The organism is Pseudomonas sp. PDM28, from assembly GCF_019219115.1.
Taxonomy (GTDB): domain Bacteria; phylum Pseudomonadota; class Gammaproteobacteria; order Pseudomonadales; family Pseudomonadaceae; genus Aquipseudomonas; species Aquipseudomonas laurylsulfatiphila.
In genome coordinates, this window is sequence record NZ_JAHUWG010000006.1 from 1 (window position 1) to 14,734 (window position 14,734).

Annotated in this window: 11 protein-coding genes and 2 rRNA genes; 8 read left to right on the forward strand and 5 right to left on the reverse strand. The window is 58.8% G+C overall.

The annotated features are described in order from the left end of the window. The 5 genes from KW841_RS14555 to KW841_RS14575 all read left to right on the forward strand — a co-directional run. Positions 1-2,351: ribosomal RNA gene (locus tag KW841_RS14555) — 23S ribosomal RNA — on the forward strand; the annotation flags it as partial. A gap of 171 nt (positions 2,352-2,522) precedes the next feature. Further along, positions 2,523-2,638 (forward strand): 5S ribosomal RNA (gene rrf, locus KW841_RS14560). 145 nt (positions 2,639-2,783) lie between these two features. After that, positions 2,784-3,443, forward strand: coding sequence for a paraquat-inducible protein A (locus tag KW841_RS14565; protein ID WP_116581240.1), 660 nt, complete (start codon positions 2,784-2,786; stop codon positions 3,441-3,443). Further along, a complete protein-coding gene (locus KW841_RS14570; RefSeq protein ID WP_102701498.1) occupies positions 3,430-4,053 on the forward strand; it encodes a paraquat-inducible protein A in 624 nt (207 codons plus the stop codon). Before KW841_RS14565 ends, KW841_RS14570 begins: the two co-directional genes overlap by 14 nt. Then, positions 4,046-6,349 carry an intermembrane transport protein PqiB gene (locus KW841_RS14575; protein ID WP_218477268.1) on the forward strand — a complete coding sequence of 768 codons (2,304 nt, stop codon included), beginning with the start codon at positions 4,046-4,048 and terminating at the stop codon, positions 6,347-6,349. The genes KW841_RS14570 and KW841_RS14575 overlap by 8 nt, the downstream gene beginning before the upstream one ends. Positions 6,350-6,542: 193 nt before the next feature. Here KW841_RS14575 and mksF read toward each other — a convergent pair whose 3' ends face one another. The 3 genes from mksF to mksB are packed head-to-tail and all read right to left on the reverse strand — an operon-like array spanning position 6,543 to position 11,351. Continuing rightward, positions 6,543-9,383 (reverse strand): Mks condensin complex protein MksF, encoded by a 2,841-nt coding sequence (mksF, locus tag KW841_RS14580; protein WP_102701500.1) that lies wholly within the window; start codon positions 9,381-9,383, stop codon positions 6,543-6,545. Next, positions 9,380-10,081, reverse strand: a complete 702-nt coding sequence (mksE, locus tag KW841_RS14585; protein ID WP_007978043.1) for an Mks condensin complex protein MksE — start codon at positions 10,079-10,081, stop codon at positions 9,380-9,382. The genes mksF and mksE overlap by 4 nt, the downstream gene beginning before the upstream one ends. After that, positions 10,071-11,351, reverse strand: a complete 1,281-nt coding sequence (gene mksB / locus KW841_RS14590; protein WP_162130293.1) for an Mks condensin complex protein MksB — start codon at positions 11,349-11,351, stop codon at positions 10,071-10,073. The genes mksE and mksB overlap by 11 nt, the downstream gene beginning before the upstream one ends. A gap of 220 nt (positions 11,352-11,571) precedes the next feature. Between mksB and KW841_RS14595 the strand changes: the two genes are divergently transcribed. Beyond that, positions 11,572-12,318 (forward strand): energy transducer TonB, encoded by a 747-nt coding sequence (locus KW841_RS14595; RefSeq protein WP_218478234.1) that lies wholly within the window; start codon positions 11,572-11,574, stop codon positions 12,316-12,318. Continuing rightward, positions 12,311-12,763 carry a ribosomal protein S18-alanine N-acetyltransferase gene (rimI, locus tag KW841_RS14600; protein WP_104449420.1) on the forward strand — a complete coding sequence of 151 codons (453 nt, stop codon included), beginning with the start codon at positions 12,311-12,313 and terminating at the stop codon, positions 12,761-12,763. Before KW841_RS14595 ends, rimI begins: the two co-directional genes overlap by 8 nt. A gap of 113 nt (positions 12,764-12,876) precedes the next feature. On the opposite strand, the gene KW841_RS14605 is transcribed toward rimI, so the two are convergent. After that, entirely contained in the window at positions 12,877-13,281 is a 405-nt protein-coding gene (locus KW841_RS14605; protein ID WP_007978047.1) for a hypothetical protein, read from the reverse strand. A 168-nt stretch (positions 13,282-13,449) separates the two neighbouring features. Here KW841_RS14605 and can point away from each other — a divergent pair, with 168 nt between their 5' ends. Then, the gene (gene can / locus KW841_RS14610) at positions 13,450-14,094 is read left to right on the forward strand and encodes a carbonate dehydratase (RefSeq protein WP_015096835.1); all 645 of its coding nucleotides are present in this window, start codon (positions 13,450-13,452) and stop codon (positions 14,092-14,094) included. A 6-nt stretch (positions 14,095-14,100) separates the two neighbouring features. Here can and KW841_RS14615 read toward each other — a convergent pair whose 3' ends face one another. After that, entirely contained in the window at positions 14,101-14,625 is a 525-nt protein-coding gene (locus KW841_RS14615; protein WP_218477270.1) for an SET domain-containing protein-lysine N-methyltransferase, read from the reverse strand. Positions 14,626-14,734 lie beyond the last annotated feature (109 nt).

Genomic DNA, 14,734 nt, shown 5'->3' on the forward strand with positions numbered 1-14,734 from the left:
GTGACTGCGTACCTTTTGTATAATGGGTCAGCGACTTATTTTCAGTGGCGAGCTTAACCGAATAGGGGAGGCGTAGCGAAAGCGAGTCTTAATAGGGCGTCTAGTCGCTGGGAATAGACCCGAAACCGGGCGATCTATCCATGGGCAGGTTGAAGGTTAGGTAACACTGACTGGAGGACCGAACCGACTACCGTTGAAAAGTTAGCGGATGACCTGTGGATCGGAGTGAAAGGCTAATCAAGCTCGGAGATAGCTGGTTCTCCTCGAAAGCTATTTAGGTAGCGCCTCATGTATCACTGTAGGGGGTAGAGCACTGTTTCGGCTAGGGGGTCATCCCGACTTACCAAACCGATGCAAACTCCGAATACCTACAAGTGCCGAGCATGGGAGACACACGGCGGGTGCTAACGTCCGTCGTGAAAAGGGAAACAACCCAGACCGTCAGCTAAGGTCCCAAAGTTATGGTTAAGTGGGAAACGATGTGGGAAGGCTTAGACAGCTAGGAGGTTGGCTTAGAAGCAGCCACCCTTTAAAGAAAGCGTAATAGCTCACTAGTCGAGTCGGCCTGCGCGGAAGATGTAACGGGGCTCAAACCATACACCGAAGCTACGGGTATCATCTTCGGATGATGCGGTAGAGGAGCGTTCTGTAAGCCTGTGAAGGTGAGTTGAGAAGCTTGCTGGAGGTATCAGAAGTGCGAATGCTGACATGAGTAACGACAATGGGTGTGAAAAACACCCACGCCGAAAGACCAAGGTTTCCTGCGCAACGTTAATCGACGCAGGGTTAGTCGGTCCCTAAGGCGAGGCTGAAAAGCGTAGTCGATGGAAAACAGGTTAATATTCCTGTACTTCTGGTTATTGCGATGGAGGGACGGAGAAGGCTAGGCCAGCTTGGCGTTGGTTGTCCAAGTTTAAGGTGGTAGGCTGAGATCTTAGGTAAATCCGGGATCTTAAGGCCGAGAGCTGATGACGAGTTACCCTTTGGGTGACGAAGTGGTTGATGCCATGCTTCCAAGAAAAGCTTCTAAGCTTCAGATAACCAGGAACCGTACCCCAAACCGACACAGGTGGTTGGGTAGAGAATACCAAGGCGCTTGAGAGAACTCGGGTGAAGGAACTAGGCAAAATGGCACCGTAACTTCGGGAGAAGGTGCGCCGGTGAGGGTGAAGGACTTGCTCCGTAAGCCCACGCCGGTCGAAGATACCAGGCCGCTGCGACTGTTTATTAAAAACACAGCACTCTGCAAACACGAAAGTGGACGTATAGGGTGTGACGCCTGCCCGGTGCCGGAAGGTTAATTGATGGGGTTAGCTAACGCGAAGCTCTTGATCGAAGCCCCGGTAAACGGCGGCCGTAACTATAACGGTCCTAAGGTAGCGAAATTCCTTGTCGGGTAAGTTCCGACCTGCACGAATGGCGTAACGATGGCGGCGCTGTCTCCACCCGAGACTCAGTGAAATTGAAATCGCTGTGAAGATGCAGTGTATCCGCGGCTAGACGGAAAGACCCCGTGAACCTTTACTATAGCTTTGCACTGGACTTTGAATTTGCTTGTGTAGGATAGGTGGGAGGCTTTGAAGCGTGGACGCCAGTTCGCGTGGAGCCATCCTTGAAATACCACCCTGGCAACTTTGAGGTTCTAACTCAGGTCCGTTATCCGGATCGAGGACAGTGTATGGTGGGTAGTTTGACTGGGGCGGTCTCCTCCTAAAGAGTAACGGAGGAGTACGAAGGTGCGCTCAGACCGGTCGGAAATCGGTCGTAGAGTATAAAGGCAAAAGCGCGCTTGACTGCGAGACAGACACGTCGAGCAGGTACGAAAGTAGGTCTTAGTGATCCGGTGGTTCTGTATGGAAGGGCCATCGCTCAACGGATAAAAGGTACTCCGGGGATAACAGGCTGATACCGCCCAAGAGTTCATATCGACGGCGGTGTTTGGCACCTCGATGTCGGCTCATCACATCCTGGGGCTGAAGCCGGTCCCAAGGGTATGGCTGTTCGCCATTTAAAGTGGTACGCGAGCTGGGTTTAGAACGTCGTGAGACAGTTCGGTCCCTATCTGCCGTGGACGTTTGAGATTTGAGAGGGGCTGCTCCTAGTACGAGAGGACCGGAGTGGACGAACCTCTGGTGTTCCGGTTGTCACGCCAGTGGCATTGCCGGGTAGCTATGTTCGGAAAAGATAACCGCTGAAAGCATCTAAGCGGGAAACTTGCCTCAAGATGAGATCTCACTGGAACCTTGAGTTCCCTGAAGGGCCGTCGAAGACTACGACGTTGATAGGTTGGGTGTGTAAGCGCTGTGAGGCGTTGAGCTAACCAATACTAATTGCCCGTGAGGCTTGACCATATAACACCCAAGCAATTTGCATGCTTCGAGCTGAAAAGGCGGAAGAGCACCAGATTGCGGTGTGTGAAGACGAAACGAACCGAAAGTTCGAGAGACTCACAAAACACCCAGCTGTCACATACCCAATTTGCTGAAGCGAGGCCAACCGGCCGCGACTCAGTACCCGAATTTCTTGACGACCATAGAGCGTTGGAACCACCTGATCCCATCCCGAACTCAGAAGTGAAACGATGCATCGCCGATGGTAGTGTGGGGTTTCCCCATGTGAGAGTAGGTCATCGTCAAGATTAAATTCCGAAACCCCAATTGCGAAAGCAGTTGGGGTTTTGTTTTGGGCGTAGAAAAAGCACGCTCAATCGAGCACAAATTGGCGCAGTTATTTTTGTCCCGGGACACTAGAATAGGTCCAACTTTTTTAGAGTCAGAGCGCTTATGCCGGATTCGGTTGACGCCAAAGAGCTGTCAGAATTACCACTGGAAAATCTGGTTGCCTGCCATGAGTGCGACTTGCTCATGCGCAAACCAGAACTTGCCCATGGCGAAAAAGCCTTGTGCCCGCGCTGTGGCTACGAGCTTTATGCCAATCGGTACAACGTCGTACAGCGCAGTCTCGCCCTGGTCATAGCCGCCTTGTTGTTGTTTATTCCGGCGAACTTTTTACCCATCATGCAGCTCAATCTACTCGGGCAGTCTTCGCAAGACACTGTCTGGAGCGGCGTTGTCGCCCTTTTTGACACGGGCATGCAAAGCGTTTCAGTGATTGTATTCCTGTGCAGCATGGGGATCCCGCTGCTCAAGCTGCTGTGCCAACTGGCCGTATTGTTGAGTATCCGTTTTGATGTCGGGCGCAGCTACGGTTTGTTGCTCTATCGCATTTATCACCATATTCGCGAATGGGGGATGCTCGAGGTTTACTTCATGGGCGTGCTGGTGGCGATCGTCAAACTGGCAGATATGGCAGCCATCACCGTCGGCCTCGGCCTGGCGTGCTTCATTGGTTTATTGCTGATTCAAGTCTGGCTGGAGGTCGTAATGTCGCCTCACCAGATCTGGCAGGCGTTATCAGGAGAGGATGCCCATGCGGGCGATTGATGCAGGCATTCTGATTTGCAAGGAATGTCATGAATTGAACAGGCAGGAAGCTGATACCGACGAGCAGGTCTGTACACGCTGCGGAGCGTTGGTGCATGCCCGCAGCCCGAATAGCCTGGTGCGCACCTGGGCATTGCTGATTACCGCCGCCATTCTTTACATACCGGCCAATTTGTTGCCGATCATGACCGTGAACTCCCTGGGCAAAGGAGCGCCCAGCACGATCATGGCGGGTGTGATCGAGTTGGTGCACTACGGCATGTTCCCCATTGCGGCCGTGGTGTTTATCGCCAGTATCGTGGTGCCCACGTTCAAGCTGGTGGGCATTGCTCTGCTGCTGTTTTCCGTGCAGCGCCGTCAGCCCCTTTCGGCTCGCCAGCGTATCTGGATGTACCGTTTCATTGAATTCATCGGCCGCTGGTCGATGCTCGATATCTTTGTGATTGCCATCCTCGTGGCGGTCGTGAATTTTGGGCGGCTTGCCAGCATCGAAGCCAATCTTGGCGCCATCGCCTTCGCCTCGGTGGTGATACTGACGATGCTTGCCGCAGTAACTTTTGATCCCCGACTGATTTGGGATAACACGGAGTCGGACGACGACCATGACTGATTTGCCTGTAGCGAAAACCCGACCGGCTTCGAACTGGTCTGCCATTTGGGTGTTGCCCCTGATCGCCTTGATCATCGGCGGTTGGCTCGGCTGGCGTGCCTATAACGAGACCGGTATCGAGATTCAGGTACGCTTTGAAAGCGGCGAAGGCATTCAGGCCAACAAGACTGAAGTTGTCTATAAAGGCATGTCGGTCGGCAAGGTCAAAAGCCTCAAGCTCGATGACGAAGGCAGCTCCAAAGGCGTGATCGCCAGCATCGAAATGAACAAGGACGTAGAGCAATACCTGCGCACCAGCACGCGTTTCTGGCTGGTCAAGCCGAGCGTGACGTTGGCAGGGATTACCGGTCTTGAGACGCTGGTTTCGGGCAACTACGTTGCGATCAGTCCGGGCGAGGGTGAACCGGTTCGCAAGTTCAAGGCCCTGGCCCAGGAACCGCCGCTTTCCGATGCCCAGCCCGGTCTGCACCTGACCATCAAGGCTGACCGCCTGGGCTCGCTGAACCGTGGCAGCCCGGTGTTTTACAAACAGATCAAAGTGGGTCAGATCAAAAGCTACGTGTTGTCCGAGGACCAGAGCACCGTCGAGCTCAAGGTCTTCATCGAGCCGACTTACGCCAAACTGGTGCGCAAACACACACGTTTCTGGAATGCCAGCGGCGTCAGCATCGACGCCAATCTGTCGGGGGTGAAGATTCGCAGTGAATCCCTGGCCAGCATTGTCGCCGGTGGTATTGCGTTCGCTACACCCGAAAACCGTAAGGACAGCCCGCCTACCGACCCGAGCCTGCCGTTCAGACTCTATGAAGACTTCGATGCGGCGGCGGCCGGTATCCGGATCAAGGTCAAGCTCAGCGACTTCGAAGGCTTGCAGGCCGGTCGTACGCCGGTGATGTACAAAGGCATTCAGGTCGGCAATCTCAAGGCGCTGAAGGTCGATCCTGACCTGTCCGGGGCCACCGCCGAGTTGACGATGGACCCGTTGGCCGAAGATTACCTGGTCGACGGTACGCAGTTCTGGGTGGTCAAACCGTCGATTTCTCTCGCCGGGATTACCGGTCTCGAGGCGCTGGTCAAAGGTAACTACATCGCTGTGCGTCCTGGCGACAAGGGGGCCGCGCCGCAACGCGAATTCGTCGCGCGGCCCAAGGCGCCACCCCTGGATCTGCGTGCGCCGGGCCTGCACCTGGTGTTGTTCACCGAAAACCTTGGCTCGCTGGAAGTCGGCAGCCCGGTTCTCTACAAGCAGGTCAAGGTCGGTTCGGTACAGAGCTATCAGTTCTCGCGCAAAAAAAAGCAATTGATTATCGGCGTGCATATCGAGAAGGAATACGAGGATCTGGTCAACGCCTCGACACGCTTCTGGAATGCCAGCGGTATCACGCTCTCGGGTGGCCTGACCGGTGGCATTCAAGTCAAGAGTGAATCGCTGCAAAGCCTGATGGCTGGCGGTATTGCGTTTGAAACCCCGGAAGCCAAGGCGCCGCTACAAAAGCGCATTCCACGTTTCCGCTTGTTCGCCAGCCATGACGACGCCACGCAAAAGGGCGAGGTGATTACCATCAAGGTCGATCGCGCCGATGGATTGCGTACGGGCACACCGATTCGCTTCAAGGGCCTGGATGTCGGCAAGATCGAGGACGTTGACCTGAGTGACGACCTGCAATCGGTGCTGCTGACCGCACGGATTACCGAAGTGCCGGAGCGCATCGCCCGGGTCGGCAGTCAGTTCTGGGTGGTCAAGCCTGAACTGGGGCTGATCAAGACATCGAACCTTGAAACCCTGGTGACCGGGCAATACATCGAAGTGCTGCCAGCTGCCAAGAATCTGGGTCCGCAGAAAAGCTTCATGGCCCTGGCCAGCCCGCCTGAAGCTGTAAAGCGTGAAGACGGTTTGAGTCTGGTGTTGAGCGCCGCTCGTCGCGGTTCGCTGAAGGCCGGTGTGCCGGTGACGTATCGCGAAATCACGGTGGGGAAGGTAACGGGTTATGAACTGGGGCAGACCGCTGATCGTGTGCTGATCCATATCCTGATCGAACCGAAGTACGCGCCACTGGTGCGTAGCGGCACGCGGTTCTGGAACACCAGCGGTTTCGACTTCGATGTCGGACTGTTCAGAGGTGCAACGGTGCGCACTGAATCCCTGGAGACGATGATTCAGGGCGGTGTCGCCTTCGCCACGCCGGACGGCGAGCGCATGGGCAGCCCGGCGCGACCGGAGCAGACGTTCGCGTTGTTCGACAAGTTCGAAGAGGAGTGGCTGACCTGGGCGCCGAAGATTTCGCTCGGCAAGTAGTTTTCTGGCGTCAGTGATGACGCCTTCGCGGGCAAGCCCGCTCCCACAGGGTTATCGGTTGGCCACAGACTCTGTGGGAGCGGGCTTGCCCGCGAAGAGGCCCTGAAGTTCACTGCAAAGCTAACTGACACACCTATGAAAAAGGCCGCGATCCAATGGACCGCGGCCTTTTTCATTGCCTTCGATTCAAGCCTCAGACCGCATCCAGCTCCGGTTCATCCGCTTGTTCGTTGACCGTCGCCTTAACCTGATCGTGACGACGGATGTACTTCCAGTCCGCCTCGTCGATGTAGATGCCGGCCGGGCCGCTGCCGCCTTCAAGGTCGATGGCGACACTGGCGCAGACCTGCGGCTTCACGCTCGCCAGGATCGGCACGAAGCCCAGTTGCAGACTGGTTTCCAGCAAGGCGGCCTGGTTCTTCTCATCGATGTCCGCCGCCTCATCGAGGTAGTACGGCAGGCGTACACGACCGGCCTGGTCACGGTCCATCAAGTGCAGCAACAAGTACATGTTGGTCAGCGCTTTGATGGTCATGGTGGTGCCGTTGGACGCGGCGCCGTCGATGTCGGTGTGGATTACCGGTTGACCGTTGACCTTGGTGATCTCGAACGCCAGCTCGAACAAGTCCTTGAGGCCGAGCTGGTTGTGGTTCGCCGCCACCAGTCGCGCCAGGTATTCCTTGGCTTCTTCGTTCTTGTTGTCCTGCTCGGCACTTTGGCTGAGGTCGAAGACGGACAGGGTTTCGCCTTCCTCGTACTGACCGGCGCTGTGGATGATCTGGTCGATGTGCTTGAGCGCTTCCTTGTTCGGCGCGAGCACGATGCGGAAGCTTTGCAGGTTGGAGACTTGGCGTTTGTTGATTTCGCGGTTGAACAGCGCCAGTTGGTGTTCGAGGCTGTCGTAGTCGCTGCGGATGTTGCGCAGGGTCCGGGCGATGTCCGTCACGGCGGCACGGCGAGCCTTGCCCAGGGTCAGGGCTTCGTCGGTGCGGTGTGCATAGGCGTTGATCAACAGCTGCAGGCGACGCTCCATATCGTCTTCGCTGTCGAACTTGGCCACGCCCTTGAGGCGCACCTGAGCGTACAACGCTTCGATCTGGCCATCGGCCCGCAGCAGGCCTTGCCAGCTGTCCTGATAGTCGTTGAGCAGCGGTAGCAGGTTGTCCATGGAGTCGTCGATCGGGTCCATGAACGGCGTGCCAAACGGCAGGTCCGCCGGCAGCAACTGACGGCGGCGCAGGGCGTCGTCGAGGGTGCGTTGCTTGGCTTCCATGTCGCCGATTTGTCGGCCAACCAGTTGCAGCTTGGCCGACAGTTGCTGGACGCGCTCGGTAAAGGCATCGCTGGAACGTTTCAATTCGTCCTGTGCGGCTTCCATCTGAGCCATCTGTTCCAGCTTGTCGCCTTCTTCGGCGCTCAGGGTTTGCGCGCGACGGAAATCTTCCAGGGCTTTCTGCGCATCCAGCACTTGCTGGTACAGCACTTCGGTCTGGGTCTTGCTCGCGGCACGGTCGGCAGCCACGGCTTGCTGGGTTTTCAGTTGCTTGAGTTCTTTTTCCAGGCGTTCTTTCTGGTCGCGCAGGGCCGCACGGTCAGCCAGAGCCTGCAAGGCCGGTGGTTCGATGTGCGAGATGTCGATGGACAGGCCCGGCACTTCGAAGCGTTCGCCTTTGAAGCCGTCGAGGATCAGCTCCACGGATTTCACCCAGTCGCCGTTTTCGTCGAGGGTGATGCCATGTTCGCCCAGCGGCAGGCTGAACAGCGCGCTGTTGAACAGGCGCATCAGGCGCTCGACGTCCTGCTGCGAGAACTCTTCGCGCAGTCGGGCGTAGCTGTTGTTGTCGGCGTGATCGAGCTGCTGCTTGACCGACTTCAGGCGTTTTTCCAGGTCGCGCAAACGCTCGTCGAGGTCTTCGGCGCTGAACTGACGAGACTGCGCCAAGGCGCCGGCCAGTTCATCGTGGGCGTCCTTGGCGGCCAGCAGTTGCTGCTCCAGCACCTTGACGTCATCGACCAGGGCAAAGCGATGCTTGAGCACCGACAATTCGCCGAGCCAGCGCTGGATGCCGGTGATTTCCCGTTCCAGGCGCATCAGTTCCTGAGTGCCACCGCGCTGGTCGTTTTGCAGGGCGTCCTGCTCGTTGCGGTAGTGCTCGGCCTGAATGGTCAGCTCTTCCTTGCGCGCACTGGCGTAGTCCGACCAGGTGCCCAGCAATGAATCGAGCAGCGGCGAGATGCGGTGCAGTTTGCCGCGCAGGATGTCGCGTTGCTTCACGCCGTTGGCCAGCGCTTCGACCAACGGACCGGCGGCGACCAGCGAGTTGTAGTCCTGCTCCATGCGTCTTACATCGCGGAAGGCTTCTTCGCACGCGGCAATATAATCGACGCTGCCGGATCGCAGGCTGTGTTCGAAGGCATCGAGGAACAGTTGCTTGAGTTTGGCCGCGGTGATTTCGCGCATGTGCAGCAGGTTGATGAACAGTGCGCGGAAGGTCTTCAGGCTCTGCTCGCTGGTGGAGCGCAGCGGGATCAGCGTCAGGTCCAGCGGGATAGAGGTGTGGCCACCGACCAGCAAGCGGCGCAGTTCGTCCGGCTTGAGTTCGTAGGCTTTCAGGCCTTCGCGCTCAAGGTTGGTGAACAGCTCTTTCTGACGCAGGCAGGTGTCGTTTTTCTGGTAGTGGGCCAGGTCCAGCTTGCCCGCGTAGGCAAAGAACTGGTGACCGAAACCGCCACCGGGGCCGCGACCGACCACACCGATCACGTGCGGACCGTGGGGCAGGTTGACTTCGACCAGGATGTAGCTGGTGTCCGAGGCGAAGTAGAAGCGCCGGGATTGTTCCAGGCTGTACTTGCCGAAGCTCATGTCCGACATGCGCGCCAGGATCGGGAACTGCAAGGCGTTGATCGAGGCGGATTTACCGAGGTTGTTCGCGCCGTACACCGACAGCGGCTCTTCCAGCGGGAACAGGCCGAGGCTGTAGCCGGCGGTGTTCAAAAGGGCAAAGCGGCGGATGCCGTAACGTTCCTTGCTCATGCGTCGAGCTCCTGTTCTTCGGCAATGGCCCGGGCCAGGGCGTCTTCTTCGCTTTCACTTTCGAATTCGCTCAAGTCGAGCGGGTCGTCGGTCTGCAGCAGTTTTTCGTCGCTGTCTTCGTCGATCAGCACCGGCACCGGCAATGGCAGGACGCTGTGCAGGCTGGCGGCCAGATCGCGGTCCTGTTGCACCGACAGGCACACATCGAGGAAACGGTGCATCGGCGGCAGGAAACGGTAGACGCCGTTTTCTTCACTGGCGAAACCGAGCTGGGTCATGCGGCGCATGATCTTTTCTTCCAGCTCGTCCTGGGTTTGCACTTCGGCCTGGATGAACAGGTCACGGTACTTTTCCAGCAGCGAGGGCAGCTCATCGCGGCCGAGGCTGCCACCGTCGAGCACGGAGATCGGGTCGCGGCCCTGGTCGGCCAGGTGCTCGACGAGGATGAAGGTGAACAGTGCCAGGCGCTGGGCGGTCTTGTTCACCGCCGCTGCCGCGAGGTCCGGCACGAAGTAGTAGAAGCCGCGGGTGTCGCAGACCAGTTCAAAACCCAGTGCCTTGAACAGCGTGCGGTATTGGTCCTGAAAGTTCGATAACTGTGCGTACAGCTCCGGATCGCGGCGGCTGACGTGGTAACCCTTGAACAGCTCGCGAAAGATCGGCGCCAGATGGGACAGTTCGGATAGATCAAGATGCATAAGGAGTGCTCGCAGAATTCTCGGTGGCGTCATCGCTGACCGAGAGCAGGGCGAAGGAGCGCAGGCTGACCTGGTGCTCGTGAGTATGGTATTCGCGACGTTCCAGACGCTCGCGCTTGAAGCGTTTTTCCCGCGACAGGCGCGAGAACCAGTACAGCAATTCGTCGGTGGCGCCGTCCGGTTCCTGCTCCAGCAACCAGGTCATCAGGTCCGGCATCGGCAGGGCGTCTTCGCAGCGCTCGAGCATTTCCCGAACCGTGCGAGGCGCGCGTGGTGCATCGCCGCCCTTGTGGGTCTTGTGCGCCTTGGGGAAACGCGCCGGTTTCGGCTCGAAACGCGCCAGCGCGTAGACGTAGGCTTCAACCTGACTGGCGCTGCCGAGGAAAGTGCTTTGCGGCCGTGTGAACAGCGGCATCGCCGCTTGTGGTACGGCGTCGATGCCCTTGCGCCGGATGGCGGCCAGGGCCAGCGCGGCGCCACGGGTCACGGCATTGTGCCGGCGGGCCTCTTCACGTAACGGCAAGAGCAGCTCGCGGGCATGACGCAGGGTCAGTTGGGCGCTGGTCTGCATTTCGAGGATGCGCGCGTGGGTGCGCAGCAGCATGTCGTCGTCGACCAGGTGGCCGAGGCGCTGCTGTTCGCTGAGCATCTTCAGCAGCACGGTTTCGACCTTGCGCACGCCTTGTTCGAAGGCGCCGTCGGCGTTCACCAGATCAATCATCGGCTCGACGTATTCGTCCCAGGTCGCCAGTACTTCCGCGTAACGCTGGCGCAACGGAATCTGCCGGTCGCTGGTTTTCGCCCGTTCGGCGACGGCCACCAGTGCCTGTTCGTCGTTATCGAGTTTTTTCAGCACGTCACGCACGCGCATGTCGAGCAGGCGCAACTGGCGGGCCAGGTCATTACCGTCGCGGATGTCGAATGCGTCCTGGATATAGCCGGCCAGGCGCTCAAGGTGGCGCAGGTAGGCTTCGATCTCCAGGCACAGGCCCAGGCGGTGTTCACGGCGCAGATAGGCGAGGAAGTCGTGAATCTGCGCATTGAGCTCGAAACGGTTCGGGCTTTTGGCCACGGGAACCAGGATATCGAGGCGAATCCACACGTCGAGCAGGCTGGTAATGTCCTGCGGCGTGCTGTCGAGTTGCTGGGCGGCCAGTTGCGTGCGCAGTTCGTTGAGGCTCAGTGTGCCTTGGTCGAAGTGCTCGCACAGTGGCTCCAGAAGTGCCCAGTGTTCAGCGAGGGCGCGCAAGACGCGCTTGGGTTCGATCATCGGAATGGCCGGCTGGTTGGCGATTAAAAGCAGCGATTGTACTTCATCGGGGGCAATGCGATTCACTCTCGGGACGGGCTGTTGTTTTTTCTGTCCGTGAAGTCTATCGATCAACAGCGCGCGATCTTGTGCGAACGGCGGTAGAATCAGCGCAATTTAGTTATCCACAAGTGGCCGACCTTTGCTTATCGAGTCCCGTCGTCGCGCTTATTTGAACGCCATGCAGGTGGTCAACTGGCTGCCGCGCACCGAATTGCCCTTTGCTGCGCCGTCACGGCCCGAGCTGCTGGAGATGCCCGAGCCGGCTGTGGTCGCGCCTGTCGTGCCGGCTGTCGTGGCTGAGACGCCCGTGGCGCCTGTGGTCAAACCGGCCGAGCGGGTGAAGATCGAGGTGCCGCGGCCATCGCTGGCGAGCACCCGCACCGGTGCCAAACCGGTGGAAGAGGCCGAAGAGGCACCCGTCGTGGTCAAGGCACCGGTCGTGCCGCCGCCGCGTTTCGCCCTGCAATTGCTGCGGGCCGGGCGTTGCCTGCTGCTGGTGGAGTTACCCACAGGCGAACCCTTCCAGACCCGCGACCCTGCTTATCTGCTGCTCAAGGACATGCTGCGCGCCGCCGGTCTGCCGGACAGCCCGCAGATCGTCGGCGAGCCGGTGCGCTGGCCGCTGCTGGTGCGTGGCACGATGGACCAGGGTCCGGAAGCGGCCCGCGACTTCGTGCAAGGTTTTCTCTCGGTGCGCATGGAAGAAACGCCCTGCGCCTGCCTGTGGCTGATCGGCCTGCCCGCCGTGCGTTTTGCCGGCGAAGCGGATGCCGAGGCGTTCAATCGCGAATTGCAGATCGAAGGCCTGGGCTCGGCCTGGGCGGTACCGGGCCTGGAATTATTAATGGAAGAGCCACAGCGTAAGGCTGATGTCTGGCAAGCCATGCGTCGGCTGATGGCGCGCTGGAAAGAATCGAATGAGTGACGCTGTATCGTTTCGCCCGATGACCGAGGCGGACCTGGAAAACGTGCTGAAAGTCGAGTACGCGGCCTATAGCCATCCCTGGACCCGCGGGATTTTTCTCGACGGCCTGGGCAAGTACCAGATCTGGCTGATGTTCGAAGGCCAGCAACAGGTGGGCCACGGTGTGGTGCAGATCATCCTCGACGAGGCGCACCTGCTGAACATCACGGTCAAGCCGGAAAACCAGGGCCGCGGCCTGGGGCTGACATTGCTGGAGCATTTGATGTCGATTGCCTACAAGGCCGACGCCCGGGAATGTTTCCTGGAAGTGCGCGACAGCAATACCGCGGCGTTCAAACTGTACGAGCGTTATGGTTTCAACGAAATCGGCCGGCGCCGGGATTACTACCCGGCGGTGGGTGGGCGCGAAGATGCGGTGGTCATGGCCTGCACATTGGTCGATTGAGCTTAAAAGCTTCGTCGGATCGCCGCCCGGAGCAAGCCCGCTCCCACATTTGGAATGCATTCCCCTGTGGGAGCGGGCTTGCTCGCGAAGGCGGCTGAACAGGCACTAAAAAACTATCGCTTGCCGTCCATCGGATCGCGCCGCGCCATTTCCGCCTCATCCAGGCCATTGCCACCGCCAATGTCATCCTCATCGACGATGCTCAGGTCCCAATCCGCGCGATTATCATTGCCCGCCTCCTGGGCATCCCGGGCGCCGTCTTCACGGATCAGGGTTTCCGGGCTCAGGTCGTCGTCGGTAGGTTGATGATCGCCGGTCGAGGCGCCCGTCAGGCCTGCTTCACGTCCGCGGCGGGGCGGCATCAGTTGTTCGCGCTCGTTTTCCGGCAGTTCGTCACCGATCCTGGCGCTGGGTTCTTCGGTGTCGAAATCCAGCTCACGCACCGAACCCATGCGGTCTTCGTTATCATCGACGGGTTCCGGTTGCACCGCATCGTACGGACGTCGTGAATCATTCATGGCAATTCCTCATACTGTAGGCCTTACTACGGTTGACCCACGTGGCTACCGAGAATTCCACCGGCATGGAGCCCCGAGTACCGGATCAGGAGAGCATCCGCATTTCGCGCGTGACCCCGACGGACGGTTGTCAGTCAAAGCTGCGCATCATTCTTGAGGCTTCAAAGCATGAACGAATTACAAGATCTGATTGATAACAACGAGCGTTGGGCCGCTGCGATCAAGGAGGAAGATCCTGACTTCTTCGCCAAGCTGGCCCGCCAACAGACCCCTGAGTTCCTGTGGATCGGTTGTTCCGATGCCCGGGTGCCGGCCAACGAGATCGTTGGCATGCTGCCGGGCGATCTGTTCGTACACCGTAATGTGGCCAACGTCGTGCTACACACGGACCTCAACTGCCTGTCGGTGATTCAGTACGCGGTCGACGTACTCAAGGTCAAGCACATCCTCGTCACCGGCCACTATGGCTGCGGTGGCGTGCGCGCCTCTATGCAGGATCGCCAGTTCGGCCTGATCGACGGCTGGCTGCGCTCGATTCGCGACCTGTATTACGAAAAGCGCGAAGAACTCGCCAAACTGGACACCGAAGAAGAACGCGTCGACCGTCTCTGCGAACTCAACGTGATCCAGCAAGTGGCCAACGTCGGGCACACCAGCATTGTGCAAAACGCCTGGCACCGTGGGCAGAGCCTGTCGATCCATGGCTGCATCTACGGTATCAAGGACGGTCGCTGGAAGAGCCTGAACGCCACCATCAGCGGCTTCGAGCAGTTGCCGCCGCAGTACCGCCTGCGTCCGTTCGAACCCCTGTAAAGCCCTTCAGCGCGGACTTTGCCGACGCCACTGTTGCAAAAACAGCTGGCCGTCGGCATTCGGCGCTTCATCGAAGCCGGTGATCCAGCCCCGGCAGTTGTACGAACCGCAGCGGCAGGCGAACTGGCGCAGCAGTTTGTCTTCCGTGGCGGCGTAATCCATCGACAGCCAGTCACCTTTCTGAATGTCTTTGAGCGCCCACAACCACAGCTCACTCATGTCGAGAAATACGTTCGGGTCGCAAGAGTGGCGCAGCAGCCCACAGAAATGCGGGTCATGGACATGAATATCTCGGGCCAGTTGTCGGGTATGCCGGCCACGACAGGGCAGCAAATGCCCCGATACCCGGCAGATCCGGCTTATGCGGGGGAAATCGCGCAACGCTGCCGCAGCCATGGGCGCGCCCTGTTCGTTCGAGAGAATCTCGAAATCGGCCAGGGATGGATATCCGAGGTGCGGGGGTAACTCCACAAATGGGTAAATACCCTGCGGCGGTGGCGCGAGAGACTTGCGCAGTGCATCGGCTTTCATAACGATCCCTGTCGGCTGGGTGCTGCGACTTCCATCGGCTGACGATCCAGTCAGCGCTGCAGCACGTGGGTACGGCCCAAGCCTCTCGCAGATATCGCGGGCGGTCTAC

What these genes read in the sequence shown, in the direction of transcription:
- KW841_RS14565 (WP_116581240.1), top strand. Translation starts at nt 2,784, where the DNA reads ATGCCGGATTCGGTTGACGCCAAAGAGCTGTCAGAATTACCACTGGAA.
- KW841_RS14570 (WP_102701498.1), top strand. Translation starts at nt 3,430, where the DNA reads ATGCGGGCGATTGATGCAGGCATTCTGATTTGCAAGGAATGTCATGAA.
- KW841_RS14575 (WP_218477268.1), top strand. Translation starts at nt 4,046, where the DNA reads ATGACTGATTTGCCTGTAGCGAAAACCCGACCGGCTTCGAACTGGTCT.
- mksF (WP_102701500.1), bottom strand. Translation starts at nt 9,383, where the DNA reads ATGAGCAAGGAACGTTACGGCATCCGCCGCTTTGCCCTTTTGAACACC.
- mksE (WP_007978043.1), bottom strand. Translation starts at nt 10,081, where the DNA reads ATGCATCTTGATCTATCCGAACTGTCCCATCTGGCGCCGATCTTTCGC.
- mksB (WP_162130293.1), bottom strand. Translation starts at nt 11,351, where the DNA reads ATGATCGAACCCAAGCGCGTCTTGCGCGCCCTCGCTGAACACTGGGCA.
- KW841_RS14595 (WP_218478234.1), top strand. Translation starts at nt 11,572, where the DNA reads ATGCAGGTGGTCAACTGGCTGCCGCGCACCGAATTGCCCTTTGCTGCG.
- rimI (WP_104449420.1), top strand. Translation starts at nt 12,311, where the DNA reads ATGAGTGACGCTGTATCGTTTCGCCCGATGACCGAGGCGGACCTGGAA.
- KW841_RS14605 (WP_007978047.1), bottom strand. Translation starts at nt 13,281, where the DNA reads ATGAATGATTCACGACGTCCGTACGATGCGGTGCAACCGGAACCCGTC.
- can (WP_015096835.1), top strand. Translation starts at nt 13,450, where the DNA reads ATGAACGAATTACAAGATCTGATTGATAACAACGAGCGTTGGGCCGCT.
- KW841_RS14615 (WP_218477270.1), bottom strand. Translation starts at nt 14,625, where the DNA reads ATGAAAGCCGATGCACTGCGCAAGTCTCTCGCGCCACCGCCGCAGGGT.